The sequence below is a fragment of the Variovorax sp. Soil_C_12 genome, assembly GCF_057657375.1.
Genome location: NZ_JBDGIO010000004.1, coordinates 92,836 through 117,463 on the forward strand (window position 1 = coordinate 92,836; position 24,628 = coordinate 117,463).

A 24,628-nucleotide genomic window follows, 5' to 3' on the forward strand; every position below is an offset into this window, starting at 1 on the left:
ATATCGGCCCCAAGCGGTTTGAATGCTTTGTGATTAACTTGCCGCAGGAACGGATACAACATGTGTCGCCAAACAAACGTGGCGACATCGACACACATACGGGGTTACGAAGGGCAAGGCCTGTTCAATGCGGAGTCACCAATACATGGAGCAAGAACCTCTCCCCTCATCGACCGAACTCGCCGCGCCTTCGCTGGCCGACCTGTTCGCTCCCCGTTCCAGCAAGCCCGCGCAGACAGCGGTGCAAGTTTCCAGTCTCGACGTCCCGCAGGCGCTGGCCTCGCGCTGGGCGACGGAGGCCCAGCAAGGCGGCTACCTTCCCGACACGCTTTTCGCCGCGGCCTGGGTGCTGCTGCAATCCCGCTGGCTGGGCACGCCGACGGTGGAATTCCATGAGTCGCTGGGCACCGGATCCTCGACCCGGCTCGAACTGCACTGCGATGGCGATCAATCGGCCTGGCAATGGATCGCCCAGGTCGACCGCGCGCGCCGGGACGCCCGGCCTGCCGCGGCCTCCGCGCCCCCTTTTGCGCATTGGCTGCGCGAAGGCGCTGCCCATGACGCCGGCGCCACAGTCATGCTCCAGCTGGGCTTCCAGGCCCCGGCCTCGCTGCGCCTGACCGGCGCCGCCGCGCTGATGGACAGCGCAATCGAAATCAGCCTGCTGCTGGCGCTGGCCGATGCGGCTGCCGACCTGCTCGACCACCCCGAGGCCCGACTGCGCGAGATCCGCACCCTGCCGGCGGCCGACCGCCGGTGGCAGCTCGATGAATGGAACACCGCGCCCGGCGCCTTCGACCCGGCGCTGACCGTCCACGCCCTGTTCGCGCGCCAGGTGGCCGCTCGCGGCGACGCGGTCGCCCTGATCGGCGAGACCGGTTCGCTGACTTACAGCACGCTCGACCAGGAGGCCGAACGCCTGGCCCGCCGGCTGCAGGCCCGGGGCGTGCGCGCCGGTGACACGGTGGGCGTGCTCCTCGACCGCTCGAGCGCCGCCGTCGTGGCCCTGCTCGGCATCCTGAAGGCCGGCGCGGCCTATGTGCCGGTACAGCCCGATTTCCCGGCCGAGCGCATCGCCTTCATGCTGGCGCATTCCGATGTAGTCCTGGTCCTGACGCAGGCCGCCTACAAGGCGCTGGTGCCCGCCGAGCGGCCGCTGCTGGCCATCGACGACGAGAGCATGGGCGCCGAAGCCGCGCTGCCGCCCTTCGTGCCGGCCGCCGCGGACGGCGAATCGGTCGCCTATGTGATGTACACCTCCGGCTCGACCGGCACGCCCAAGGGCATCGAGATCTGCCACCGCTCGATCCTGCGGCTGGTGGTGGACGCGAACTATGTCGAGCTGCCGCCCGGCGAGGCCATGCTGCATGCGGCGCCGCTGGGCTTCGATGCCTCGACGCTGGAGATCTGGGGCCCGCTCCTCAACGGCGGCGTGTGCGTGGTGCATGACGAGAAGGTGCCCAGCGGCCCCGGCCTCGCGCGCACCATCGCCCGGCACGAGGTGAAGACCGCCTGGCTCACGGCCGGCCTCTTCAACGCCGTGGTCGACGACGACCCGGCCCAGCTTGCCGGCCTGCGCCAGCTGCTGACCGGCGGCGAGGCGCTGTCGGTGCCACATGTGCGGCGCGCGCTGGAAGCCTTGCCGGGCACCACGCTGATCAACGGCTACGGCCCGACCGAGTGCACCACCTTCGCGGCCACCCACCGCATTCCGCGCGACCTGCCGGCCGATGCGCGCTCGGTGCCCATCGGCCGCCCCATCAACGAGACTGCGCTGCGCGTGCTGAGCCCCTCGATGGCGCTGCTGCCCGCAGGCCTGGTCGGCGAGCTGTGCATCGGCGGCCGCGGCGTGGCGCGCGGCTACCTGCAGAGCCCCGAACTCACGGCCGCGCGCTTCGTGGCCGACCCCTACGCCCCCAGCGAGCGCCTCTACCGCACCGGCGACCAGGTGCGCTGGCTGCCGGACGGCACCATCGAATACATCGGCCGCATCGACGGCCAGGTGAAGATCCGCGGCCACCGCATCGAGACCGGCGAGATCGAGGCCGCGCTGCTGGCCCACCCCGCCCTCAAGTCGTGCGCGGTCGTGCCGCAGAAAGACCCGGCCGGGCGCCTGCGCCTGGTCGCCTACCTGGTGGCACGCAGTGCCGAACTGCCGTGGAGCGCGCTGCGCCAGCACCTGGCCGAGCACCTGCCCGAGGCCATGATCCCGTCGGCGGCCGTCTGGCTCGCGCAACTGCCCGTCACCACCAACGGCAAGCTGGACCGCCGCGCCCTGCCGGAGCCCGCGCGCCAGCGTCCCGAGCTCGCGCAGCCTTATGCCGAAGCACGCAACGAGGCGGAGCGCCGCGTCTGCGCCGCCTTCGCCCGCGTGCTGGGCATCGACCCCATCGGGCGCGACGACAACTTCTTCGACCTGGGTGGCGATTCGCTGCTGGTGCTGCGGATACTCAAGGAGCTGCAGCAGGGCAGCGCGCGCCGCCTCACGACCACCCTGTTCTTCCGCCAGCCCACGCCGGCCGCGCTGGCCGCCGACATGCAGGCCGCCGAGGCGCCGGTGCCGGTGCCCGCCGAACCTGCGCCCGCCCGCCCCGCTGCCCGCAACGACAGCGAAGCCGTGGCCCTGATCGCGATGGCCGGCCGCTTCCCGGGCGCCGCCGACGTCGAGCAGTTCTGGGACAACCTGATGGCCGGGCGCGAGTCGATCAGCTTCTTCGACGATGCGACGCTGGACGCCGGCGTCAGCGCCGCGCTGCGCGCCGACCCGCTCTATGTGCGCGCCCGCGGCGTGCTCGACGGCATCGAGAACTTCGACGCGGCCTTCTTCGGCATCAACCCCAAGGAAGCCGAGCTGATGGACCCGCAGCAGCGGGTCTTCCTCGAGATCTGCTGGGAATGCCTGGAGCGCGGCGGCTACGCGCCCGACCAGGCGCCCGGCCCGGTCGGCGTGTACGCCGGCATGTACAACGCCACCTACTTCCAGCGCCACGTGGCCACGCGGCCCGACCTGGTGGAGATGGTGGGCGACTTCCAGGTGATGCTGGCCAACGAGAAGGACTACATCACCACCCGCGTGGCTAACAAGCTCAACCTCACCGGCCCGGCCGTCAGCGTGCACACCGCCTGCTCGACCTCGCTGGTGGCGGTGGCCCAGGCCTTCCACGCGCTGCGCACCGGCCAGTGCCGCATGGCGCTGGCCGGCGGCGCCTCGGTGACCTGCCCGCCCCGCAGCGGCTATCTCTACAACGAGGGCTCGATGCTCTCGCCCGACGGCCACACGCGCAGCTTCGATGCCAAGGCCAAGGGCACCGTCTTCAGCGACGGCGCGACGGTGGTGCTGCTCAAGCGCCTGTCGGATGCGATCGCCGACGGCGACACCATCTACGCCGTGCTGCGCGGCGCAGCCGTCAACAACGACGGCGGCGCCAAGGCCAGCTTTACCGCGCCCAGCGTGGACGGCCAGGCGGCGGTGATCGAGGCTGCGCTGGCGCAGTCCGGCGTGCCCGCGCGCAGCATCTCCTACGTCGAGACGCACGGCACCGCGACGCCGATGGGCGACCCGATCGAGGTCGAGGGCCTGGTGCGCGCCTATGCGGCGCACACGGCCGACAAGGGCTTCTGCACCATCGGCTCGCTCAAGAGCAATGTCGGCCACATGGTCACCGCCGCCGGCGCGGCGGGGCTGATCAAGACCGCGCTCGCGCTGCACAGCGAGGCGATCCCGGCCAGCCTGCACTACGAGGCGCCGAACCCGGCCATCGACTTCGACTCGACGCCCTTCAGCGTCAACAGCCAGCTGCGCCCCTGGCCGCGCGAAGCCGCGCCGCGGCGCGCGGGCGTCAGCAGCTTCGGCGTGGGCGGCACCAATGCGCACGTGATCGTGGAAGAGGCGCCGCTGCGCGAGCCCTCCGACCCCGCCACCGGCCCGCAGCTGCTGATGCTGTCGGCCCGCTCGCCGGCCGCGCTCGCAACCGCCGCAGCCCAGCTGGCCGAGCATCTCGACGCCCACCGCGAAGTTCCGCTGGCCGACGTCGCCCACACGCTGCGCGTCGGCCGCAAGGCCTTTGCCCAGCGCGCCTGCGTGGTCGCCGAATCGATCGACGAAGCCGTGGCCGCCTTGCGCACCGCGGATTCACCGGCCCGCGCCGGCGCCGCCGCGCCGGCCTGGATGCCGCAGCCGGTCTTCATGTTCCCCGGCCAGGGCGCGCAGTACGCCGGCATGGGCCTCGCCCTGCATGCGGCCGAGCCGGTGTTCCGCGCCGCCTTCGACGAGTGCCTCGCGGCCTTCGAAGGCGTGCTGGACTACGACCTGCGCGAGCGCATCGCCTCGAACGACGCCGCGGCGCTCTCGCCCACCTCGGTCACCCAGCCCGCCACCTTCGCGCTCGAATACGCGCTGGCCCGCCAGCTGATGTCGCTGGGCGTGACGCCCGTGGCGATGATCGGCCACAGCGTGGGCGAGTTCGCCGCCGCCGTGCTGGCCGGCGTGATGCGCCTGGAAGACGCCGCCCGCCTGGTCGCACGCCGCGGCGCGCTGATGCAGGCGCAGCCGGCGGGCATCATGCTCTCCGTCCGCATGGCCGCTGCCGAGCTGCTGCCGCTCCTGCCCGAAGGCATCTCGCTGGCCGCCGACAACGGCCCCGCCGTCTCGGTCGCCGCCGGGCCCGCCGAGGCCATCGAGCAGCTGCGCGCCGCACTGGAAGCCAAGGGCATCGTCGCCAAGGCGCTGCAGACCTCGCATGCCTTCCACTCCGCGATGATGGAACCGGCCGTCGCGCCCTTCGAGGCGCTGGTCGGCGAGCTCACGCTCTCGGCGCCGCGCCTGCCGATCTACTCGACCCTCACCGGCCGTCTGCTGACGGCCGAGGAAGCGACCGACCCGCGCTACTGGGCCCGCCACCTGCGCGAGACGGTGCGCTTCTCGCCCGCCGTGCGCGAGGTGCTGGCCCAACTCGCGCATCCGCTCTTCATCGAACTCGGCCCGCGCAACACCCTGGCCACGCTGGTGCGCCAGCATGCGACCAAGGCCCAGCCCGCGCCCGCCGTCTCGCTCTTGGCCGACCAGCCCGCGAGCGAGTGCGCCGCCTGGCGCCTGGCCGCCGGCCGGCTCTGGGCGCAAGGCGTCGAGATCGATCTTTCGCCGCTGGACCGGCGCGCGCGCAAGCACCGCGTGCGCCTGCCCACCACCCCCTTCGAGCGCAAGCGCTTCTGGGTCGACATCGCATCGTCGGCACCGGTCGCGCCTGCGCTTGTTTCTTCTCCCGCCCCCGCCGTCCCGCCCTCACCGATCCCGGAGTTGTCCATGACAGTTGCTGTTGCAGCCGCCACATCCGCGCCGCCCGCCCGCCGCGCCTCGCTCGTCACCCGCCTGCGCGAGCTGTTCGAGAACCTCTCCGGTGCCGACATGGCCGAGGTCGACGGGTCCGCGCCCTTCGTGGAGATCGGGCTGGACTCGCTCACGCTCACGCAAGCCGCGCTGCAGGTCAAGAAGACCTTCAAGGTCAACCTGACCTTCCGCCAGCTGATGGAGAGCTATCGCAGCTTCGACGCGCTGGCCGAGTTCCTCGATGCCACCCTGCCGCCCGAGGCCGCACCCGCGGCGCCGGTCGCCGCGGCAATGCCCGCGGCCGTGGCGCCGCAGCAAGCGGCGGCCGCCGTGCCGGCGGCAGCGATGCCGGCCCTGCAGCCGGTGCAGGTCCTGCAGCCCGTGCCCATGGCCACGGCGGCCGGCGGCACCCTGGTCCAGCAGGTCATCGCGCAACAGATGCAACTGATGCAACAGCAACTCGTATTGCTGTCGGCGGCGCCGACGGTGCCGGTCAGCCTGGGGCTGCCGGTCCCGGCGGTGGAGCAACCTACGCCCATGGCCACCGCCGCGGCCACGGCGTCCAACACCACGCCCGAGCCGGCGGCCGAGGAGCCGGTCCCGGCGCCGAAGTACGACGTCAAGAAGGCCTTCGGCGCGATCGCGCGCATCCACACGCAGAGCAAGGAGCCCACCGAGCGCCAGAAGGCGCGGCTGGCTGCCTTCATGCGCCGCTACGTGGAACGCACGAAGAAGAGCAAGGCCTTCACCGAGCACAACCGGGCGCACATGGCCGACCCGCGCGTGGTGAACGGCTTCCGCCCGGCCACCAAGGAGATCACCTACCAGATCGTGATCGAGCGCTCCAAGGGCTCGCGGATGTGGGACATCGACGGCAACGAGTACGTCGACACGCTCAACGGCTTCGGCATGAATCTCTTCGGCTGGACGCCGGACTTCATCAACGAGGCGGTGAAGAAGCAGCTCGAGCTGGGCTACGAGATCGGCCCGCAGCACCCGCTGGCGGCCGACGTGACCAGGCTCCTGTGCGAGCTCACCGGCTTCGACCGCGCGGGCCTGTGCAACACCGGCTCCGAGGCCGTGATGGCGGCGCTGCGCATCGCGCGCACCGTGACCGGCCGCAGCACGGTGGTGCTGTTCACCGGCTCCTACCACGGCACCTTCGACGAGGTGCTGGTGCGCGCCGGCCGCAGCGCCAGGGGCATGTCGGCCGCGCCCGGCGTGCTGCAGGGCATGTTCGGCGATGTGCGCGTGCTGGACTACGGCACGCCCGAGGCGCTGGAGTTTATCCGCGCCAACGCCGACGACCTGGCCGCGGTGCTGGTCGAGCCGGTGCAGAGCCGCCGGCCCGATTTCCAGCCGCGCGAGTTCCTGCGCGAGGTGCGCGCCATCACCGAGAAGTCCGAGACCTGCCTGATCTTCGACGAGGTCATCACCGGCTTCCGCTGCGACCTGGGCGGGGCGCAGGCGCTGTTCGGCATCCGCGCCGACCTCGCCACCTACGGCAAGGTGCTGGGCGGCGGCATGCCCGTCGGCGTGATCGCCGGCAAGCGCACCTACATGGATGCGCTGGACGGCGGTCCCTGGCAGTACGGCGACGACTCGGTGCCCACCGTGGGCGTGACCTACTTCGCCGGCACCTTCGTGCGCCATCCGCTGGCGCTGGCCGCCTCCAAGGCCGCGCTGGAGCACCTCAAGCAGGACAACAACAAGCTGCAGACCCAGCTCAACCTGCACACCGCGGCCATGGCCGACGAGCTCACGGCCTTCTGCCGCGAGGTCGGCGCGCCGCTGGAGATCCGCTACTTCTCGTCGCTGTGGCGCGTGAGCTGGCTGGAAGACCATCCGCTGCAGGACCTGCTGTTCGCGATGATGCGCAGCCGCGGCGTCCACATCCTGGACAACTTCCCCTGCTTCATGACCACCGCGCATTCGCAGCAGGACATCGCGACCATCAAGTCCGCCTTCAAGGAATCGATCGCCGAGATGCAGGAAGCCGAGCTGCTGCCGCGCCGCGCCGCGCCCAAGATGGCGCTCGATCCGGCACATCCTCCTACGCCGAATGCGCGCCTCGGACGGGACAAAGACGGGCAGCCCGCCTGGTTCGTGCCCGATCCCAAGGCCCAAGGCAAGTTCACCAAGTACCAAGCATGAGCAACGCTGCCGTCGCCATCCTGTCCCCCGAGGACACCGCCGAGGACTTCGATCCCTTTGCCTCGGGCCTGATCGAGCGCATCGTTCCGACGACCGAGGCGCAGCGCGAGGTCTGGCTCGGCGATCGCCTCAGCCCCGAGTCCTCGCTGGCCTACAACGAGTCGATGCGCCTGCGCCTGAAGGGCGCGCTGGACACGGCCGCGCTGACCCTGGCGCTGGACCGGCTGGTGGCGCGCCACGAGTCGCTGCGCGCCACCATCTCGCCGGACGGCACGCAGCTGCTGATCGGCGAGCCGGCCCCGGTCGCACTGGTGGAGCATGACCTGGGCACGCTCGATCCGGCTGCCCAGAAGCGCCGCCTGGAGGACGACGGCGTGGCCGTGGTGCTGGAGCGCTTCGACCTGGAGCACGGTCCGCTGTTCCGCGCCGCGCTCTACCGCCTCTCGCCCATCGACCACGTGCTGGTGCTGAGCGCCCACCACGCGATCTGCGACGGCTGGTCCTGGGGCGTGATCAGCCAGGACCTGGGCGCGCTCTATGCCGAGCAGACCGGCGCCGGCCCGGCGCTGGAGCCGGCCGCCCAATACTCCGACTACGCCGCCTGGGAGGTCCAGGAGGCCAACAGCCCCGAGATGGACGCCCACATCGGCTACTGGCTCGCGCGCTACGCCGGCGGCAGCCTGCCGGTGCTGGAGCTGCCGCTGGACCGCCCGCGTCCGCCGGTGCGCACCTTCAATGCCTACCGCATCGACCAGGTGCTGGACCAGGACCTGATCGAAGGCCTGCGCAAGTTCGGCGCCAAGACCGGCACCAGCCTCTTCGCCACCATGTTCAGCGCCTTCGCGGCCATGCTGCACCGCCTGACGGCGCAGGACGACCTGGTGGTCGGCATCGCCGCCGCCGGCCAGATGCCGAGCGACATGCCCTCGCTGGTGGGCCACTGCGTCAACCTGCTGCCGATCCGCGTCGCGGTCGATGCGCAGGCCCCCTTCGACCAGCTGGCGCGCGCCTGCGGCAGCGTCTTGCTCGACGCCTTCGAGCACCAGACCCTGGGCTACGGCGCGCTGCTCAAGAAGCTGCCGGTGCCGCGCGACCCCAGCCGCCTGCCGCTGGTGAACGTGCTGTTCAACGTCGACCGCGATGCGGCGCCCAACGACGGCAACTTCCCCGAGCTCAAGGTCGAGCAGAGCACCATCGGCCGGCGCTACGAGAACTTCGAGCTGTTCCTGAACATCACGCCCGTGGTGGGCGGCATGCAGATGGAGGCCCAGTACAACGCCGACCTCTACGACGACGCGACCGTGCGCCGCTGGCTGGGCATGTACGAGCAGCTGCTGCGCGACGTGGTGCGCCAGCCTTCTCAGCCCGTGGGCCGGCTCGCGCTGCTGTCGCACGAGCAGGCGCACGCCCTGGCGGCCCTGCAGCCGGCGCCGACGCCGATCGAAGGCGCGCCGCTGATGCATGCGGGCTTCCTGGCGCACGCGGCCTCGCAGCCCGGGCGCCCCGCGCTGCGCGACGGCGCCCAGCGCCTGAGCTACCGAGAGCTCGACGAGCGCGCCAACCGCCTGGCCCACGCGCTGCGCGCACGCGGCATGGGCCGCGGCGAACGCGTCGGCCTCTGCCTGGACCGCGGCTTCGACATGTTCGTGGCGCTGCTCGCGGTGCTCAAGAGCGGCGCGGCCTACGTGCCGCTGGACCCGGCCTTCCCGCAGGCCCGGCTCGACTACTACGCCGAGGATGCGAAGCTCGGCCTGCTGCTGACCTCCTCCACCATCGCCGCCGCGCCCAAGGCCTGGCGCGAGGACGCCGCCGAGCGCGTGCTCCTGCTCGACCGCGACACGGCCTGGCTCGAGCAGCCCGCCACGGCCCTGCCGCCCGGCCCGCAGGACGCGCAGGCCGAAGACACGGCCTACGTGATCTACACCTCCGGCTCCACCGGCAAGCCCAAGGGCGTGTGCGTGCCGCACCGCGCGGTCGCCAACCTGATGCAGACCATGCAGCGCGAGCCCGGCATCGGCCCGGACGACCGGCTCGCCGCCGTCACCACCCTGTCCTTCGACATGGCGGTGCCCGAGGTCATGCTGCCGCTGGCCGCCGGCGCCGAGATCGTGATCGTGCAGCGCGAGGTCGCGATGGACGGCAACCGCCTGCGCGCCACGCTCGAATCCGAAGCCATCACCATCCTGCAGGCCACGCCCGGCATGTGGCGCCTGCTGCTCGATGCGCAGTGGTCCGGCCCGCGCGGCTTCCGCGCCTGGATCGGCGCCGAGCCGGTGCCGGCCGAGCTTTCGCTCGAGCTGATGGACCGCACCAGCGAGCTGTGGAACCTCTACGGCCCGACCGAGACCACCGTCTGGTCCACCGTCTGGCGCATGGAGCGCCCGATCGTGGCGGCGCGCGGCGTCTCCATCGGCAAGCCGATGGCCAACACCGGCGTCTGGATCCTCGACGCCAACCTGCAGCCCTGCCCCATCGGCGTGCCGGGCGAGATCTGCATCAGCGGCCTGGGCGTGACCCTGGGCTACCTGGAGCGCCCCGAGCTGACGGCCGAGCGCTTCGTCACGACGGCGATCGACGGCGTGCCAACGCTGATCTACCGCAGCGGCGACCGCGGCCGCTGGCGCAACGACGGCCTGCTGGAGCACATGGGCCGCTTCGACTTCCAGGTGAAGGTGCGGGGCTACCGCATCGAGTTGGGCGAGATCGAGGCCCGCTGCAACGAGGTCGAGGGCGTGGCGCGCAGCGTGGTGATCACGCGCGAGGACCAGCCGGGCGACGTGCGCCTGGTGGCCTACCTCGCACCTTCGCCGGGCGCCACCGTGGACCTGGCCGCAGTCGACCGCCACCTGCGCAGCCGCCTGCCGCAGTACATGGTGCCGCAGCATGTGGTGCCGCTGGACGCCATCCCGCTGCTGCCCAACGGCAAGGTGGACCGCAAGGCCCTGCCCAAGCCCAGCGCCACGCACCAGGACGCGGGCGAGCGCCTCGCTCCGCGCAACGAGCGCGAGGCGCTGGTGCTGCAGACCATGGAGCGCGTGCTCAACCTGCCGGGCCTGGGCATCCGCGACGATTTCTTCTCGCTGGGCGGCCACTCGCTGCTGGCGGCGCGGCTGACGACGCTGCTGAGCCGCGAGTTGAATCTGACGGTGCCGCTGCGCCTGCTCTTCGAGGCGCCGACCGCCGAGCGCCTGGCCGCCGCCATCGAGGGCTTGAACGGCAGCAATGCGCCGCGCAGCGCGCCGATCGCGCACATGGCCGATCGCCGCAGCGCGCCGCTCACGCCGATGCAGGAGCGCATCCGCTTCGTCGAGGAGCTGCACCCGGGCCGGCCGACCTACAACGCACCCTCGGCGCACCGCCTCGGCGGGCCGCTGGACGTGCAGAAGTTCAAGGCCGCGCTTGCGATGATCATCGAGCGCCAGCCCTCGCTGCGCACCGCCATCGGACCCGACCCGGCCACCGGCGAGCCCGCCGCGCTGATCGCGAGCAAGGTGAACTACGAGCTGCCGGTCATCGACCTGGGCACGCTGCCGGAAGACCAGCGCGAGGCCGAGCTGGTCGAGCGCATGCACGCGCTGGCCGAGCGGCCGATCGACATCCACCAGGCGCCCATGTTCCACGCGGCGCTGTTCCGCATCGCCGAGAACGACCACGCCTTCGTGTTCGTGCCGCACCACCTGGTCTGGGACGGCTGGTCCTTCGACGTGCTGCAGAGCGAGCTCTCCACGATCTACGGCGCCCTGGTGCGCGGCGAGCAGCACGGCCTGCCACCGCTGGCCGTGACCCACGGCGACTATGCCGACTGGTATGCGAAGTGGCTGACCGAGCCCGAGTTCGAGTCGCAGCTGCGCTACTGGAAGGACCGCTTCGCCAACTCGCCCACGCCCAAGGCGCCGCGCACCGACATGCCGCGCAAGGCCGGCATGAGCGGCCAGGGCGGCGCGCACTGGATCAACGTCGACAAGGCGCTCACCGAGCGGCTGCGCGAGATCGGCCAGCGCAACGACGTCACGCTCAACATGCTGACGCTGGGCATCTACATTCTGATGATGAGCAGCATCATCGACAGCCGCGCCATCGTCATCGCGACGCCGGTGCGCGGCCGCGAGGCGCCCGAGCTGGAGCCGGTGATGGGCTTCTTCAACAACGTGCTGCCGCTGTCCTTCCAGGTCGACCCCTCCCTGCGCTTCGGCGAGTTCATGCGCTACGTGAAGCAGGAGCTGATCGCGGTGATGAGCCACCAGCAGATTCCCTTCGAGCGCCTCGTGAGCGAGCCCGAGTTCGTGGAGCGGGCACAGGGCGTGGGGCTGTACCAGGCGCTGTTCTCCTTCCAGGACGCCCGCGAGCGGCCGCGCGACATCGGCGGCCTCGCGCACCGGCAGATGCACCTGCCGCAGCGCGGCGCGACCGACGACCTCGGCATCTGGCTGATGGACAAGCCCCAGGGCCTGGAAGGCGCCGTGGTCTACAACGCCGACATCTACCAGCGCGAGACCGGCGCCGCCTTCAAGGAGCGCTACATGGAGCTGCTGCGCCAGGTGGCCCAGCAGCCGGATGCGACGCTGGCGGCGATCTCCTCGCCGGAAGGCTCGGAGAGCGCGGTCTACCTGCAGCGCCTGGCTGCGGGCGCGGCACCGGCGCCCAGTGCGGCCGAGACCGTGGCCGCGCGGCCCGCGCAGGCACAGCCGGTGCTGCTCCTGCCCGAGCAGGCCAAGCTGGCGCAGATCTGGGCCAGCGCGCTGGCCGTCGACGTCAACGACATCCGCGCCAACGACAACTTCTTCGACCTGGGCGGCGACTCGCTGCTGGCGATGCGCGTGGTGCAGCAGGCCGAGCAGGTGATGGGCTTCCGCGTGGAGCCGCGGCGCTACGTGTTCGAGAGCCTGGGGCAGCTGGCCTCGGCCGCCGCGGGAACGGCGATCGAGGCGGTCTCCGCCCAGGCCGCCGACAGCGGCGCCAAGCGCGGCGGGCTGCTCGGCCGTGTGCTGGGCTGGGGCCGCAAGGGCTGAAGGAAAGCGCCATGACGACCGTGCAGCTCCCCTCCTCGATGCACTGCCGGCTGTGGCAGGTGGACCTGGACGCCACGCCGGCGCCGCAGGCCGTGGCTTCGCTCTCGGAAGCGGAATGGGAGCGCGCACGGCGCTTCGTCTTCAAGCGCGATCGCAACCGCTTCATTGCGGCCCATGCGGCGCTGCGCGAGACGCTCTCGTCGCAATGCGGCATCCCGGCCTCGATGCTGGAGTTCGCGCTGGGCCCCTTCGGCAAGCCGACCCTGGTCGAGCACGGCGGCCTGCGCTTCAACCTCAGCCACAGCGAGTCGCTGGCCCTGATCGCCGTCTGCGACGATGCCGAGGTGGGCGCCGACATCGAGCTGCTGCGCCCGATGCCCGACGCCGAGGCCCTGGCCGAGACCTACTTCACCCCCGCCGAGCGGCTCGCGCTGGCGGCGTTGCCAGCCGAGGCGCGCGAGCGCGCCTTCCTCTGCTGCTGGACGCGCAAGGAGGCCTGCCTCAAGGCCACCGGCATGGGCCTGTCGGTGGACACGCGCAGCTTCGAGGTGGGCGTCGCGCCCGACGCGCGCGAAGTGAAGATCGACGCGGCGGACGGCGTTGCGCGCCTCGCGCTGTCCTCTTTCCACGATGTCCAGGGAGCGCTGTGCGCCGTGGCCCGCGTGCTGGCCTGCGGGCCCGCCGCGGCGGCGTGCCGGCCCCTGGTCGACAACGAGATCTACGCATGACCCCGATGCTCTTCGGCCCGGCCTCCAGGCAGCTGTTCGGGCTCTTCCACGCACCCGAGCGCGACGGCAAGCTCGCGGTGCTGATCTGCATGCCCCTGGGCCAGGAGGCCGTGCGCGGGCACCGGCTGTTCCGCGTGCTGTCCGACCGGCTCGCGCGGGCCGGCGTGGCGGTGCTGCGCTTCGACTACCACGGCAGCGGCGACTCGCCCGGCGAGGACACCGACGGCGACCTCGAGGGCTGGCGACGCGACGTCTGCACTGCGCACGAGGAGCTGCGGCGCCGCACCGGCGCCCGGCGCATCATCTGGCTCGGCGCGCGTCTGGGCGCGACGCTGGCGGTGATGGCGGCCAAGAGCGGCCGCTGCGACCCGGCGCGGCTCATCCTGTGGGACCCGATCGTGGACGGCGCGCGCTACCTCGAAACGCTGCGCGCCGGCCATGTCGATGCGCTGGAGCGTTCCTTCTGCGTGCCCGACCCGGCCTGGCGCCGCCAGCTGGCCCGCGACCCCGATGCCTTCACCGGGGAGATCTTCGGCTTCGGTGTGTCGCCGCTGATGCGCGATCAAATGCGCGCGCTCGCGCCGGCAACCTTGCAGCTCACCGCGCTGCACGAGACAGTCGTCCTCGCCGATGCCGAGGACCACGCAGCACAACAATGGGCGGCCCAGGAGACGGCCCGCCACATGCCGGTGCGGGCTTCGACCTTCGCGCATCCCCTGATATGGACGTCCGATCCGCACCCCAATAATGCAATGGTTCCCACGGAGGCGCTGCAGAGACTGCTGGCGGCAATACATGAGTGACTACAAAGAGACACCTGTCCAGTTCGGGCCCGACGGCTCGCTGATCGGCATCATCACCACGCCGGCCGAGGGGCCGCTGGCGCCGGTAGCTTGCCTGATGCTCAATATGGGCGCGAACCATCACATCGGCCCGCGGCGCATCAACGTCAAGCTCGCGCGCGAGATGGCGGGGCGCGGCATCAGCTGCATCCGCATGGACCTCGCGGGCTTGGGCGACAGCGGCCCGGCCAGCGGCTCCGAGCACTTCCTCACGCAGGCGGTGCTGGACCTGCAAGCGGCGATGAACCTGATCCAGACCATGCTGGGCGTGCGCCGCTTCATCGTGATCGGCCTGTGCTCCGGCGCGACCAACGGCCTGTCGCTGGCGGTGGCCGACTCCCGCGTGGTGGGCCTGCTGATGTTCGACGGCTATGCCTTCCCCGGCCGGCGCGCGCAGCTGGAGCGCCAGTTCCGCCGCGCGCTGGCGGCGCCCACCAACCCGGCGGTGATCGGCAAGACGGCGCGCTGGCTGCAGCGCAAGTTCTCCGCCAAGGCGGCCGCGGCGGCTGCGCCGCACATTTTCGAGCCCGACCCGCCGGAGGTCACGGCCGCGGTGTTCCGCCGTTCGATGACGCAGGTCGCGGAGCGCAACGTGGCGGTGCTCCTGTTCTACACCGGCACCATGCACGTGACCGACCGCAAGCGCGACCAGCTCGGCCCCTTCGCGAACGAGGCCTTCACGCAGCGCTTCGAGTACCGCTTCATCGGCGAGATCGACCACAGCCTGACCTCGATGGAATCGCAGCGGATCTTCATGGAGGTGGTGTGCGACTGGGCGCTGCGGGTGGTGCAGGGTGCAGCGGCCACCTCGTCGTCGACGCATGCCGCGGCGGCGGCACGCACCGGCGGCGGGCAGTTCGCGGGCAGCAGGCCGGCGGTGGCCTTGCAGCGGGATCCGGTGATCTAGGCGCCCGGGCCCGACGGCCCTTTGCGGCGCTTGCCCTCGGCCGAGGTGCCGGCAGCCGTGCCCCTGAATTCGTAGGCGGCGCAGATCTGCTTCTGGAGCAAGCCGGCCGGTCCGGTCAGCGGCCGGCTGCCGCGATTCACCAGCCCGATGTCGCGATAAAAAGTGTGGCGGCCCAGGTCGATCGCGCGGACCGATGCGGGCCAGCGCCGGTGCGTGGCGGTCTGCGGCACCAGGGCCATGCCAACGCCCTTGGCCACCAGGGCCACGATGGCGTCCAGTTCGTCGAGCTCGCAGATGTCCTGCACGTCCACGTGCGCCGCGCGCAGGAAGCGGTCGACCTGCCGGCCGCCGAAGGACGAGCGGTCGTAGCGCACGAATGGATGGCGGGACAGCAGCGCCGCCCAGTCGTCGCCTTCGACCCGCCGCGGAACCAGCAGTCGGAAGGGCTCGTGGGCCAGCGTGGTCCAGCGCAGGTCGCTTTGCAGCGCGAAGGGCGGGCGGATGATGACCGCCATGTCGATATCGCCGGCATCCACGCGGTTGAGCAGCTCCATCGACACCCCGGGCAGCACGCGGGTGCGGCAGCCCGGGGCCTGCCGGTGGAAGGCTGCCAGCGCTTCGGCCAGTAGCAGGCGCTGCGCGGACGCGATCGCGCCGATGTGGAGCACCTCTGCCGCGCGCGATGCGGCGTGGCGCGAGCCCAGCTGGCCGTAGAGCCCGATCAGCTCCGTGGCCTGCGCCAGCGTCTCCTGGCCCATCGCATTCAGGCGCGCAGAGCGGCCGGTGCGGTCGAAGAGCACGAAGCCGAGCTCCGTCTCCAGCCGCTGCATCTGGGCGCTGACCGCCGCTTGCGTCAGGCCGATCTTCTGGCCGGCGGCGGCGAAGGTGCCTTCGCGGGCGACGGCGATGAAGGTCTTCAGCTCGCGGATCATTCACAAATTCTGTTGATGCTTCGGGCAAATATATATTGATTTTCTTTCTTCTCCTGCGCCCCTAGGATCACGCATCCTCCTCCACACCAGCCCCGCCGCGATGCTCACCCCGACCACCAACCCCGCCCTGCTGTCCCCGTTCCACCTCGCCTTCCCGGTGCATGACCTGGTGCTGGCCCGCCGGTTCTACGGCGAGCTGCTGGGCTGCCCCGAGGGCCGCAGTGCGGACGACTGGGTGGACTTCAACTTCTACGGCCACCAGATCGTGGCCCACCTCGCGCCGGGCGAGACCGGCGCGTCGCAGCGCAATGCGGTCGACGGGCACGGCGTGCCGGTACGGCATTTCGGCATCGTGCTGCCGATGCCCGACTGGGAGGCGATGGCGGCTCGGCTGAAGGCGCACGGCGTCGAATTCGTGATCGAGCCGTACATCCGCTTCAAGGGCGAGCCGGGCGAGCAGGCGACGATGTTCTTCCTCGACCCGTCGGGGAATGCGCTGGAGTTGAAAGCCTTCGCCGATATCGGCCGCCTGTTCGCGAAGTAGCGAAACCGAAGCTGCGCTCGGTCGAAGGGCCGGTGCCCTCACCCCTGCCCTCTGCCGGAGGGAGAGGGAGCAAAGCGGGTTCAGGCGGGCGTGGCGGCCCGGAGCTTCTCGCCCGGCAGCTCCTGCATCGGCCCGCTCCCGCTGTAGCGGTCCAGCGCCAGGTAGATGGCCGGCGTGATGTACAGCGTGATCACCTGCGAGAACAGCAACCCGCCGACCACCGCGACGCCCAACGGCTGGCGCAGCTCGGCACCGGCGCCCAGACCCAGCGCGAGCGGCAGCGCGCCCATCAGGGCAGCCAAGGTGGTCATCAGGATCGGGCGGAAGCGCAGCCGGCAGGCCTCGCGGATCGCCTCCACCGGCTGCATGCCCTGGGTGCGCTGCGCGTCGAGCGCGAAGTCGATCATCATGATCGCGTTCTTCTTGACGATGCCGATCAAGAGCAGGATGCCGATGGTCGCGATCAGCGTCAGGTCGAAGCCGAAGAGCTTGAGCGAGAGCAGCGCTCCCACCGCCGCCGAGGGCAGGCCCGCGAGGATGGTGAGCGGGTGGATGTAGCTCTCGTAGAGCACGCCCAGCAGCACGTAGATGACCAGCACCGCCAGCACGAGCAGCACCGCCTGGCTGGCCTGCGAGCTCTGGAACACGGCCGCGTCGCCGCCGTAGCTGGTGATGATCGAGGGCGGGACCTTGAGCTCGGCCTTGAAGCGATCGATCTTGGCGGTCGCGTTGCCCAAGGGCACCTCGGGCGCCAGGTTGAAGGACACCGTCACGGCCTGCAACTGGCCCTGGTGGTTGACCGAGGTCGGGCCCACAGTGCGCTTGACCGTCGAGAAGGCCGACAGCGGCACGAGCTGCCCGGCCTTGTTGCGCACCGACAGGCGCGACATGTCCTCCTCGAAGCGGCGGTCGTCGTCGGCCGCCGAGAGGATCACCTGGTAGGTGTTGCTGGGCGCGTAGATGCTGCCGATCTGGCGGTCGCCGTAGGCGTTGTAGAGCGCGGTGCGCAGGTCGCCGACGGCGACGCCGAGCACGCCGGCCTTGTCGCGGTCGATCTCCAGCGTGGCCTGCAGGCCGCGGTTCTGCGAGTCGCTGGTGACGTCGCGGAACTCCGGCTCGGCGCGCATGCGCTCCATCAGCTTCTCGGCCCACTCGTTGATCGCGCCGGCGTTCACGCTCTGCAGGGTGTACTGGAAGCGCGCCTTGCTCTGCCGGCCACCCAGGCGCAGGTTCTGCACCGGCTGCATGTAGACGGCGACGCCGGGGATCTCGCGGAAGCGCTTGCGCAGCTGCTCCAGCACCTGCGGCATGCGCGGCCGCTCGCCGCGCGGCTTGAGCACCGCGAACAGGCGGCCGGCGTTCTGCGTGGCGGTGGGGCCGCCGACGCCGATGAAGGAGTTGACGTAGGCCACGCTCGGGTCGGCCATCAGCGCATCGGCGACGCGGTCCTGCAGCACCTTCATCGCCGGGAAAGAGATGTCCTCGGCGGCCTCGGTCGTGATCTGGATCTGGCCGATGTCCTCCTCGGGGAAGAAGCCCTTCGGAATGCTGATGAACATCCAGGCCGTGAGCGCGAAGGTCGCGGCCGCCAACCCCAGCATCAGATTGCGGTGGTGCAGCGTCCAGTCGAGCGTGCGCATGTAGTTGCCGTGAACCCAGCGGTAGCCGCGCTCGAAGCCGCGGCCAATCGCGGTGCCGGGCTCGGGATGCGTTTCTTCGTGGTCCTCGGCCACGCCGCCTTCGCGCGGCTGGTGCCGCAGGAGCCGGCTCGCCAGCATCGGCACAAGGGTGAGCGAGACCACGGCCGACACCATGACCGCCAGGCCCACCACCACCGCGAATTCGTGGAACAGCAGGCCAATCACGCCGGGCATGAAGAAGATCGGGATGAACACCGCCACCAGCGAGATCGAGATCGAGATGATGGTGAAGCCCACCTCGCGCGAACCGCGCAGCGCGGCCGCCATCGGCTCCATGCCCTTCTCGACGTAGCGCATGATGTTTTCCAGCACCACGATGGCGTCGTCCACCACCAGGCCCACCGCCAGCGTGATGCCCAGCAGCGAGACGTTGTCCAGGCTGTAGCCGAAGGCGTAGAGCAGCGCCACGGCGCCGATCAGCGAGATGGGGATGGTGGCCGCGGGAATCAGCGTGGCGACCACGCGGTGCAGGAACAGGAAGATCACCAGCACCACCAGCAGCACGGTGCCCAGCAGCGTGAGCTGCACGTCGTGCACCGCCTCGCGGATGGAGATGGAGCGGTCGTTGACCATGTTGATCTCGACCGACTGCGGCAGCTCGTCGCGGAAGCGCGGCATCAGCGCGCGCACGGCGTCCACCACCTGCACCGTGTTGGCATTGGGCTGGCGCAGCACGGCCAGCGAGATCGAGCTCTCGCCGTTGAAGCTGCTGGCGGTCTTGACGGACTCGAAGCTGTCCTCGATGGTGGCCACCTCGTCCAGCCGCACCGGGGCGCCGTTGCGCTGGCCGACGATCACCTTGGCGAAATCGGCCGCCTTGAGCATCTGCTCGTTGGCCTGGATGGTGAGCGTCTGGCGCGGGCCGTCGAGCACGCCCACCGGCGTGTTCGCATTGGCCAGGCGCACCGCGTTGGCCAGCTCGTCGAGGGTGATGTTGCGGGCGTTGAGCAGGTCGGCATCGGCCTTCACGCGCACGGCGAAGGCCTTGCGGCCGTAGACCGCGACCTGGGCCACGCCGTCGATGGTGGAGAGCGTGGGCGAGATCAGGTTCTCGGCATAGTCGTTGAGCTCCGACGGCGTCATCGAGGGCGAGACCAGCGAGATGAAGAGCACCGGCGCATCGGCCGGGTTGACCTTGCGGTACGAGGGCATCTGCGTCAGCTCGACCGGCAGCTGGCGCTGCGCGCGCAGCAGCGCCGCCTGCACGTCGACCGCGGCGGCATCGATGTCGCGGCTGCTGACGAATTCCAGCGTGATCGAGCTCACGCCCTGGGTGTTGACCGAGCTGATGGTCTGCAGCCCGGGGATGGTGGAGAACTGCTTTTCCAGCGGCAGCGCGACCGAGGAGGCCATGGTGTCGGGACTGGCGCCCGGCAGCTGCGCATTGACGTTGATGACCGGCGTGTTGTAGCTGGGCAGTGCCGCGACCGGGATCTGGAAGTAGGCGAAGATGCCCGCCACCACCGCGGCGGCCGAGAGCAGCACCGTCATCGCGGGACGACGGATGCAGAGCTCGGAGATGTTCACTGGATAACCTCCGCCCTGCGGGCTGCGGTGCTATGAGCCTTCGGGACGGCCGTGCGGCTCATGTGCGCTCCCGCTCCGCGACCACGCTGGCGTTGCCGGGCTTGGCAGAGGCCGCGCTGCCCGGCGTCGCCTCCGGCGCGTTGCCGTTGGGGCGCTGCTGCGGCTGGGCGGCGCTGTCGAGCCGCACCTTGCCGCCCGGACGCACGTTCTGCTTGCCCTCGATCACCACCTGCTCGCCGGGCTCGACGCCGCGCACCGCGACCTGCGTGCCGAAGGTGTGCAAGGTCTCGACCTTGCGGCGCGTGGCCTTGTGCTCGGCGTCGACCACGTAGACCGAGCTGCCCTCGGCCAGCATCATGAGGGCGGCCGCGGGGATGACGGTCGCGCCCTCGAGGCTGCGCACGGTCACGCGGGTCTCGACGAACTGGCCGGGCCACAGGCCCTGGTCGGCGTTGTCGAACACCGCCTTGGCGCGCACGGTGCCGATCATCGGGTCGACCGTGTTGTCGACGAAGTTCAGCGTGCCCTTCATCGGCGTCTTGCGTCCGCTCACCAGCGCCTCGACCGGCGTGTGCGAGCGCGCGGCGGCCAGCAGGTCCTGGAGCTTGCCTTCGGGGACCGGGAAGCTCACCGCGATCGGGTCGAGCTGGGTGATGGTCACCAGCGTCAGGGTGGGCTGGACCAGGGTGCCCGGGTAGATGTTGACGGCGCCGATGCGCCCGGCGATGGGCGCGCGCAGCGTGGCGTAGCCCAGCGCCACTTGCGCCGACTGCACCGCCGCCTTGTCGGCGGCGACCGCGGCGCGCTGGGCCTCGAGCTGCGACAGCGTCGCGTCGGCGGCGGCCTTGGCGATGAAGTTCTGCGCCACCAGCTCCTGGCTGCGGCGGTACTGGCGCTCCAGGTCGGCCATCGTGGCCTCGTCCTTCTGCTGCTGGGCGCGGGCCTTGGCGAGGTTGGCTTGGTCGGGGCGGTCGTCGAGCGTGAAGAGCAACTGGCCTTGCTTGACGAACTGGCCTTCCTTCACATGCACCTCGCGCACGGTGTTCGTCACCTGCGGGCGCAGCTCCACGCTGTTGAGCGAGACCACGCTGCCGTTGACCTGCACGGTGACCGGCACGTCCTGCTTCTGCGCCGCCGCGAGCGTGACCAGGGCGGCTGCTCCGGCGCCCGGCCCGGCGCCCTTGCCGGCGGTGTTGCCGGCGGCCGGTGCGCCCGTCTGTGCCACGCCCTGGGTCCTGTTCCCGGCCCAGCGCCAGGCGCCGGCCGCGGTCAGGATCAGCACACCCGCGAGGGCGAGGACGAGTTTCTTGTTCATGAGCGCTTTTGGATGGGTAGAAAGCCGGCCACGGTTGACCGAGGCGCACTTTTGCCTGACAACAGCTATTGGATCAGGGGTGTGGGACTGCCGTCCATCGGTGCCGTAAAGATAAGTAAAGCGAATATGAAGCACCGCACGGAAGCCCGTCCGTTCGCCGCGGCGTGTGGGAGGCGGCCGCTAGAATCGCCGCTGTCCCACAGCCTCTGGATGAACACCATGAACCGCTGCAACCCTCCCTGGTCTGCTCTCATTTTGGTAGCACTGTGCGCCGTTCTGGCGCCCGCTGCTGCGCAGGAGCCGGTCCAGACCCAGAACGAGGCCGCGCTCGGCGGCCGCAACTTTCCCATCGGCACCCTGCGCGGGCGCTTCATGGTCGTGAATTCGCCCGACATCGAGCTCGACGGCGAGCCCAAGCAGCTCTCGCCCGGTGCCCGCATCCGCAGCGCCCAGCAGATGCTGGTGATGCCGGCGTACCTCACCGGCCAGAACCTGCTCGTCAACTACAAGCTCGACCCCGAAGGCAAGGTGAGCGAGGTCTGGATCCTCACGCCCGAGGAAGCCCAGGCCAAGCGCGAGTCGGCAGGAAAGCCGTTCCTGAACTTCTGGCCCTTCGTGGCCGACACCGGCCCGCGCGACGACGGCAAGACGCCGTTCGACCAACTGCCCCGCTACGGCCAGTAATCCTCGAACTCGGTGACCGGACGCGGAGGGCGCCCGCTCTTCACGTCCGGCGTTCCGCTTTCCGACGGCACCTCCACGGAGCCCACCCCATGACCCGCAAAGTTTTCATCAAGACCTTCGGCTGCCAGATGAACGAGTACGACTCGGACAAGATGGCCGACGTGCTGCGCGCCGCCGAGGGCTACGAGCCCACCCCCAACGTGGAAGAGGCCGACCTGATCCTCTTCAACACCTGCTCGGTGCGCGAGAAGGCGCAGGAAAAGGTGTTCTCCGACCTCGGCCGCGTGAAGCACCTCAAGGCGCGCGGCGTGAAGATCGGCGTCGGCGGCTGCGTGGCCAGCCAGGAAGGCGCGGCCATCATCGCGCGCGCGCCCTACGTCGACGTGGTCTTCGGCCCCCAGACCCTGCACCGCCTGCCCGAGCTGCTGCACGAGCGCGAGCGCGCGGGCCAGCCGCAGGTGGACATCAGCTTCCCCGAGATCGAGAAGTTCGACCACCTGCCGCCGGCACGGGTCGAGGGCGCGACCGCCTTCGTCTCGATCATGGAAGGCTGCTCCAAGTACTGCAGCTACTGCGTGGTGCCCTACACCCGCGGCGAGGAGGTGAACCGGCCGCTGGACGACGTGCTGGTCGAGATCGCCGGCCTGGCCGACCAGGGCGTGCGCGAGGTCACGCTGCTGGGCCAGAACGTCAATGCCTACCGCGGCCACATGGGCAGCACGGCCGAGATCGCCGACTTTGCGCTGCTCATCGAGTACATCGCCGAGATCCCCGGCATCGAGCGCATCCGCTACACCACCAGCCATCCGAACGAGTTCACGCCGCGGCTGATCGAGGCCTACGCCCGCGTGCCCAAGCTGGTGAGCCACCTGCACCTGCCGGTGCAGCACGGCAGCGACCGCATCCTGATGGCGATGAAGCGCGGCTACACGGCAATGGAATACAAGAGCACGGTGCGCAAGCTGCGCGCCATCCGCCCCGGCCTCTCGCTCTCCAGCGACTTCATCGTCGGCTTTCCGGGCGAGACCGACGCCGACTTCGAGAAGATGATGAAGCTGATCGACGAGCTGGAATTCGACAACAGCTTCAGCTTCATCTTCAGCCCGCGCCCCGGCACGCCGGCGGCGCAGTTGCACGACGACACGCCGCATGCGGTCAAGCTCGCGCGGCTGCAAAGGCTGCAGGCGGCGATCGACGCCAACGTCAAGCGCTTCGGCCAGGCCCTCGTGGGTACAGCCCAGCGCGTGCTGGTCGAAGGCCGCTCGCGCAAGGACGCGAGCGAGCTGATGGGCCGCACCGAGTGCAACCGTGCGGTCAACTTCGAAGGCGATCCGCGACTGGTCGGCCAGATGATCGACGTGCGCATCACCCGTTCGCTCGCCTACTCGCTGCGCGGCGAGGTGCCGACCGCCGAATCGGCCTCGTCGCCGGCCGCCCAGGCCGCGCTGGCCTCGGCCTGATGGCAGGCCTGAAGTCGGCGCGCGGCTCGTTCCAACAACTGCTGCTGTTCGCGTTCCTGCTGATCACCGCGCTGCTGGTGGGCGTGGCGCTGCGCTCGGTCTTCCAGTACGACGTGCTGATGACGCAGAGCCGCAACGCCGCAGGCCGCGCGCTCACGCTCTCCGGCGCGGCGCAGTCCCTGGCCGAGCGCAGCGCCGCGATGGAGCGCGCCGGACGCCAGTCGCTGGTGCTCAACGACGCGGTGCTGCGACGCCGCTTCGACGATGCGGCGCGCGACGCCAATCACGCGCTCGACCGCCTGGGCGCGAACGGCCTGCCCTCCACCGGCCTCGACCTGTGGCGCGGCCAGCTGGCCGTGATCGAGGGGCTGATGAGCGGTGCGCCGGAAACCGCGCTCGCGCGCGAGAGCTCGATGGCGATGCAGTTCCGCGACCTCGACGCGCTCAACACCAACATCGCGCAGCAGGCCCAGATCCTGATCGAGACGCAGAACAACGCGCTGGCGCAGCGCATCGAGAACGCGCGCCGGCGGCTGATGCGCGAGGTGCTGGCCGCCAGCGCAGTGGCGGTGGCGCTCGCGCTGGCCTTCGGCGTCTGGCTGGCGCGGCCCTTCAAGCGGCTGCAGCGCGCCATCGTCGGACTGGGCGAGAACCGGCTGGACGAGCCGATCGACATCCGCGGCGCGGCCGACGTGCGCCGCATCTCGCAGCAGCTCGAGTGGCTGCGGCTGCGGCTGACCGAGCTGGACGCCGACAAGGCACGCTTCCTGCGCCACGTCTCGCATGAGCTCAAGACCCCGCTGGCGGCGCTGCGCGAAGGCGTGTCGCTGCTGGAGGACGGCGTGACCGGCGCCCTGAACCCGGCGCAGCGCGAGGTGGCGCAGATCCTGCAGCAGAACACCGTCGCGCTGCAGGGCCAGATCGAGGCGTTGCTGCGCTTCAACGCGGCGGCTTTCGAGGCGCGCGAGCTGCGCCGCCAGCGCACGCCGCTGTTGCCGCTGATCGAGGAGCAGATCGAGGCCCAGCGCCTGCAATGGCAGGCCAACGGGCTGACGGTGCGGGCCGAGGGCGAGCCGCTCGCGGTGGTGGTGGACCCGGTGAAGCTGGGCACGGCGCTGGCCAACCTGCTGTCGAACGCGATCCGTTATTCGGCGCGGGGGGGCACCATCGTGATCACCGTGTCGAGCACGCCGGACACCGTTGGCATCGAGATCCAGGACGCGGGCCCGGGCATCGCCGAGGCCGACCGCGACCGCATCTTCGAGCCTTTCTACCGCGGCGAGCGCCAACCCCAGCATGCCGTCAAGGGCACCGGCATCGGACTGTCGATCGTGCAGGAGTACATTGCAGCTCATGGCGGCCGCATCACGCTGCTGCCCGAGGGACCCGGGGCGCGCTTCCGCATCGAGCTGCCGCGCTCCGCCTGACCACCGCCCCCGCTTCTAGCGTTTTTCTCCGACCTCATGTTCTTCAGTTCGATCGCTCGCAGATCCGCATTCG

The 24,628-nt window shown here is 70.6% G+C and carries 12 protein-coding genes; 9 read left to right on the forward strand and 3 right to left on the reverse strand.

The features are described 5' to 3' along the window. The first annotated feature begins 145 nt into the window (after positions 1 to 145). The 5 genes from AC3A6X_RS12795 to AC3A6X_RS12815 are packed head-to-tail and all read left to right on the forward strand — an operon-like array spanning position 146 to position 14,966. Positions 146 to 7,480 (forward strand): amino acid adenylation domain-containing protein, encoded by a 7,335-nt coding sequence (locus AC3A6X_RS12795; protein WP_487842527.1) that lies wholly within the window; start codon positions 146 to 148, stop codon positions 7,478 to 7,480. Next, on the forward strand, positions 7,477 to 12,489 hold the full coding sequence (locus tag AC3A6X_RS12800; RefSeq protein WP_487842528.1) for an amino acid adenylation domain-containing protein: 5,013 nt from the start codon (positions 7,477 to 7,479) through the stop codon (positions 12,487 to 12,489). The genes AC3A6X_RS12795 and AC3A6X_RS12800 overlap by 4 nt, the downstream gene beginning before the upstream one ends. Positions 12,490 to 12,500: 11 nt before the next feature. Then, positions 12,501 to 13,217: a 4'-phosphopantetheinyl transferase family protein gene (locus tag AC3A6X_RS12805; RefSeq protein WP_487842529.1), complete on the forward strand. Its 717-nt coding sequence runs from the start codon at positions 12,501 to 12,503 to the stop codon at positions 13,215 to 13,217. After that, the gene (locus AC3A6X_RS12810) at positions 13,214 to 14,020 is read left to right on the forward strand and encodes an alpha/beta fold hydrolase (RefSeq protein WP_487842530.1); all 807 of its coding nucleotides are present in this window, start codon (positions 13,214 to 13,216) and stop codon (positions 14,018 to 14,020) included. The genes AC3A6X_RS12805 and AC3A6X_RS12810 overlap by 4 nt, the downstream gene beginning before the upstream one ends. After that, on the forward strand, positions 14,013 to 14,966 hold the full coding sequence (locus tag AC3A6X_RS12815) for an alpha/beta fold hydrolase (protein WP_487842531.1): 954 nt from the start codon (positions 14,013 to 14,015) through the stop codon (positions 14,964 to 14,966). Before AC3A6X_RS12810 ends, AC3A6X_RS12815 begins: the two co-directional genes overlap by 8 nt. On the opposite strand, the gene AC3A6X_RS12820 is transcribed toward AC3A6X_RS12815, so the two are convergent. Further along, on the reverse strand, positions 14,963 to 15,898 hold the full coding sequence (locus AC3A6X_RS12820) for a LysR family transcriptional regulator (RefSeq protein ID WP_487842532.1): 936 nt from the start codon (positions 15,896 to 15,898) through the stop codon (positions 14,963 to 14,965). The two genes, AC3A6X_RS12815 and AC3A6X_RS12820, sit on opposite strands and share 4 nt — an antisense overlap. Before the next feature lie 100 nt (positions 15,899 to 15,998). Between AC3A6X_RS12820 and AC3A6X_RS12825 the strand changes: the two genes are divergently transcribed. Beyond that, on the forward strand, positions 15,999 to 16,442 hold the full coding sequence (locus AC3A6X_RS12825) for a VOC family protein (protein ID WP_487842533.1): 444 nt from the start codon (positions 15,999 to 16,001) through the stop codon (positions 16,440 to 16,442). A gap of 80 nt (positions 16,443 to 16,522) precedes the next feature. Here the strand turns inward: AC3A6X_RS12825 and AC3A6X_RS12830 are convergent, their stop codons facing one another. Beyond that, positions 16,523 to 19,669, reverse strand: coding sequence for an efflux RND transporter permease subunit (locus tag AC3A6X_RS12830; RefSeq protein ID WP_487842534.1), 3,147 nt, complete (start codon positions 19,667 to 19,669; stop codon positions 16,523 to 16,525). Positions 19,670 to 19,727: 58 nt separating this feature from the next. Beyond that, the gene (locus AC3A6X_RS12835; protein WP_487842535.1) at positions 19,728 to 20,984 is read right to left on the reverse strand and encodes an efflux RND transporter periplasmic adaptor subunit; all 1,257 of its coding nucleotides are present in this window, start codon (positions 20,982 to 20,984) and stop codon (positions 19,728 to 19,730) included. Positions 20,985 to 21,203: 219 nt separating this feature from the next. Between AC3A6X_RS12835 and AC3A6X_RS12840 the strand changes: the two genes are divergently transcribed. The 3 genes from AC3A6X_RS12840 to AC3A6X_RS12850 all read left to right on the forward strand — a co-directional run bounded on the left by AC3A6X_RS12840 (position 21,204) and on the right by AC3A6X_RS12850 (position 24,555). Next, positions 21,204 to 21,668, forward strand: a complete 465-nt coding sequence (locus AC3A6X_RS12840; RefSeq protein WP_487842536.1) for a hypothetical protein — start codon at positions 21,204 to 21,206, stop codon at positions 21,666 to 21,668. 89 nt (positions 21,669 to 21,757) lie between these two features. Beyond that, a complete protein-coding gene (gene miaB / locus AC3A6X_RS12845) occupies positions 21,758 to 23,128 on the forward strand; it encodes a tRNA (N6-isopentenyl adenosine(37)-C2)-methylthiotransferase MiaB (RefSeq protein ID WP_487842537.1) in 1,371 nt (456 codons plus the stop codon). Next, on the forward strand, positions 23,128 to 24,555 hold the full coding sequence (locus AC3A6X_RS12850; protein WP_487842538.1) for a sensor histidine kinase: 1,428 nt from the start codon (positions 23,128 to 23,130) through the stop codon (positions 24,553 to 24,555). Before miaB ends, AC3A6X_RS12850 begins: the two co-directional genes overlap by 1 nt. The last annotated feature ends 73 nt before the right edge of the window (positions 24,556 to 24,628 follow it).

Excerpts from the sequence above, each read along its gene's own strand:
- AC3A6X_RS12800 (WP_487842528.1), top strand. The coding sequence starts at position 7,477 with ATGAGCAACGCTGCCGTCGCCATCCTGTCCCCCGAGGACACCGCCGAG.
- AC3A6X_RS12795 (WP_487842527.1), top strand. The coding sequence starts at position 146 with ATGGAGCAAGAACCTCTCCCCTCATCGACCGAACTCGCCGCGCCTTCG.
- AC3A6X_RS12840 (WP_487842536.1), top strand. The coding sequence starts at position 21,204 with ATGAACCGCTGCAACCCTCCCTGGTCTGCTCTCATTTTGGTAGCACTG.
- AC3A6X_RS12825 (WP_487842533.1), top strand. The coding sequence starts at position 15,999 with ATGCTCACCCCGACCACCAACCCCGCCCTGCTGTCCCCGTTCCACCTC.
- AC3A6X_RS12815 (WP_487842531.1), top strand. The coding sequence starts at position 14,013 with ATGAGTGACTACAAAGAGACACCTGTCCAGTTCGGGCCCGACGGCTCG.
- AC3A6X_RS12850 (WP_487842538.1), top strand. The coding sequence starts at position 23,128 with ATGGCAGGCCTGAAGTCGGCGCGCGGCTCGTTCCAACAACTGCTGCTG.
- miaB (WP_487842537.1), top strand. The coding sequence starts at position 21,758 with ATGACCCGCAAAGTTTTCATCAAGACCTTCGGCTGCCAGATGAACGAG.
- AC3A6X_RS12810 (WP_487842530.1), top strand. The coding sequence starts at position 13,214 with ATGACCCCGATGCTCTTCGGCCCGGCCTCCAGGCAGCTGTTCGGGCTC.
- AC3A6X_RS12805 (WP_487842529.1), top strand. The coding sequence starts at position 12,501 with ATGACGACCGTGCAGCTCCCCTCCTCGATGCACTGCCGGCTGTGGCAG.
- AC3A6X_RS12820 (WP_487842532.1), bottom strand. The coding sequence starts at position 15,898 with ATGATCCGCGAGCTGAAGACCTTCATCGCCGTCGCCCGCGAAGGCACC.
- AC3A6X_RS12835 (WP_487842535.1), bottom strand. The coding sequence starts at position 20,984 with ATGAACAAGAAACTCGTCCTCGCCCTCGCGGGTGTGCTGATCCTGACC.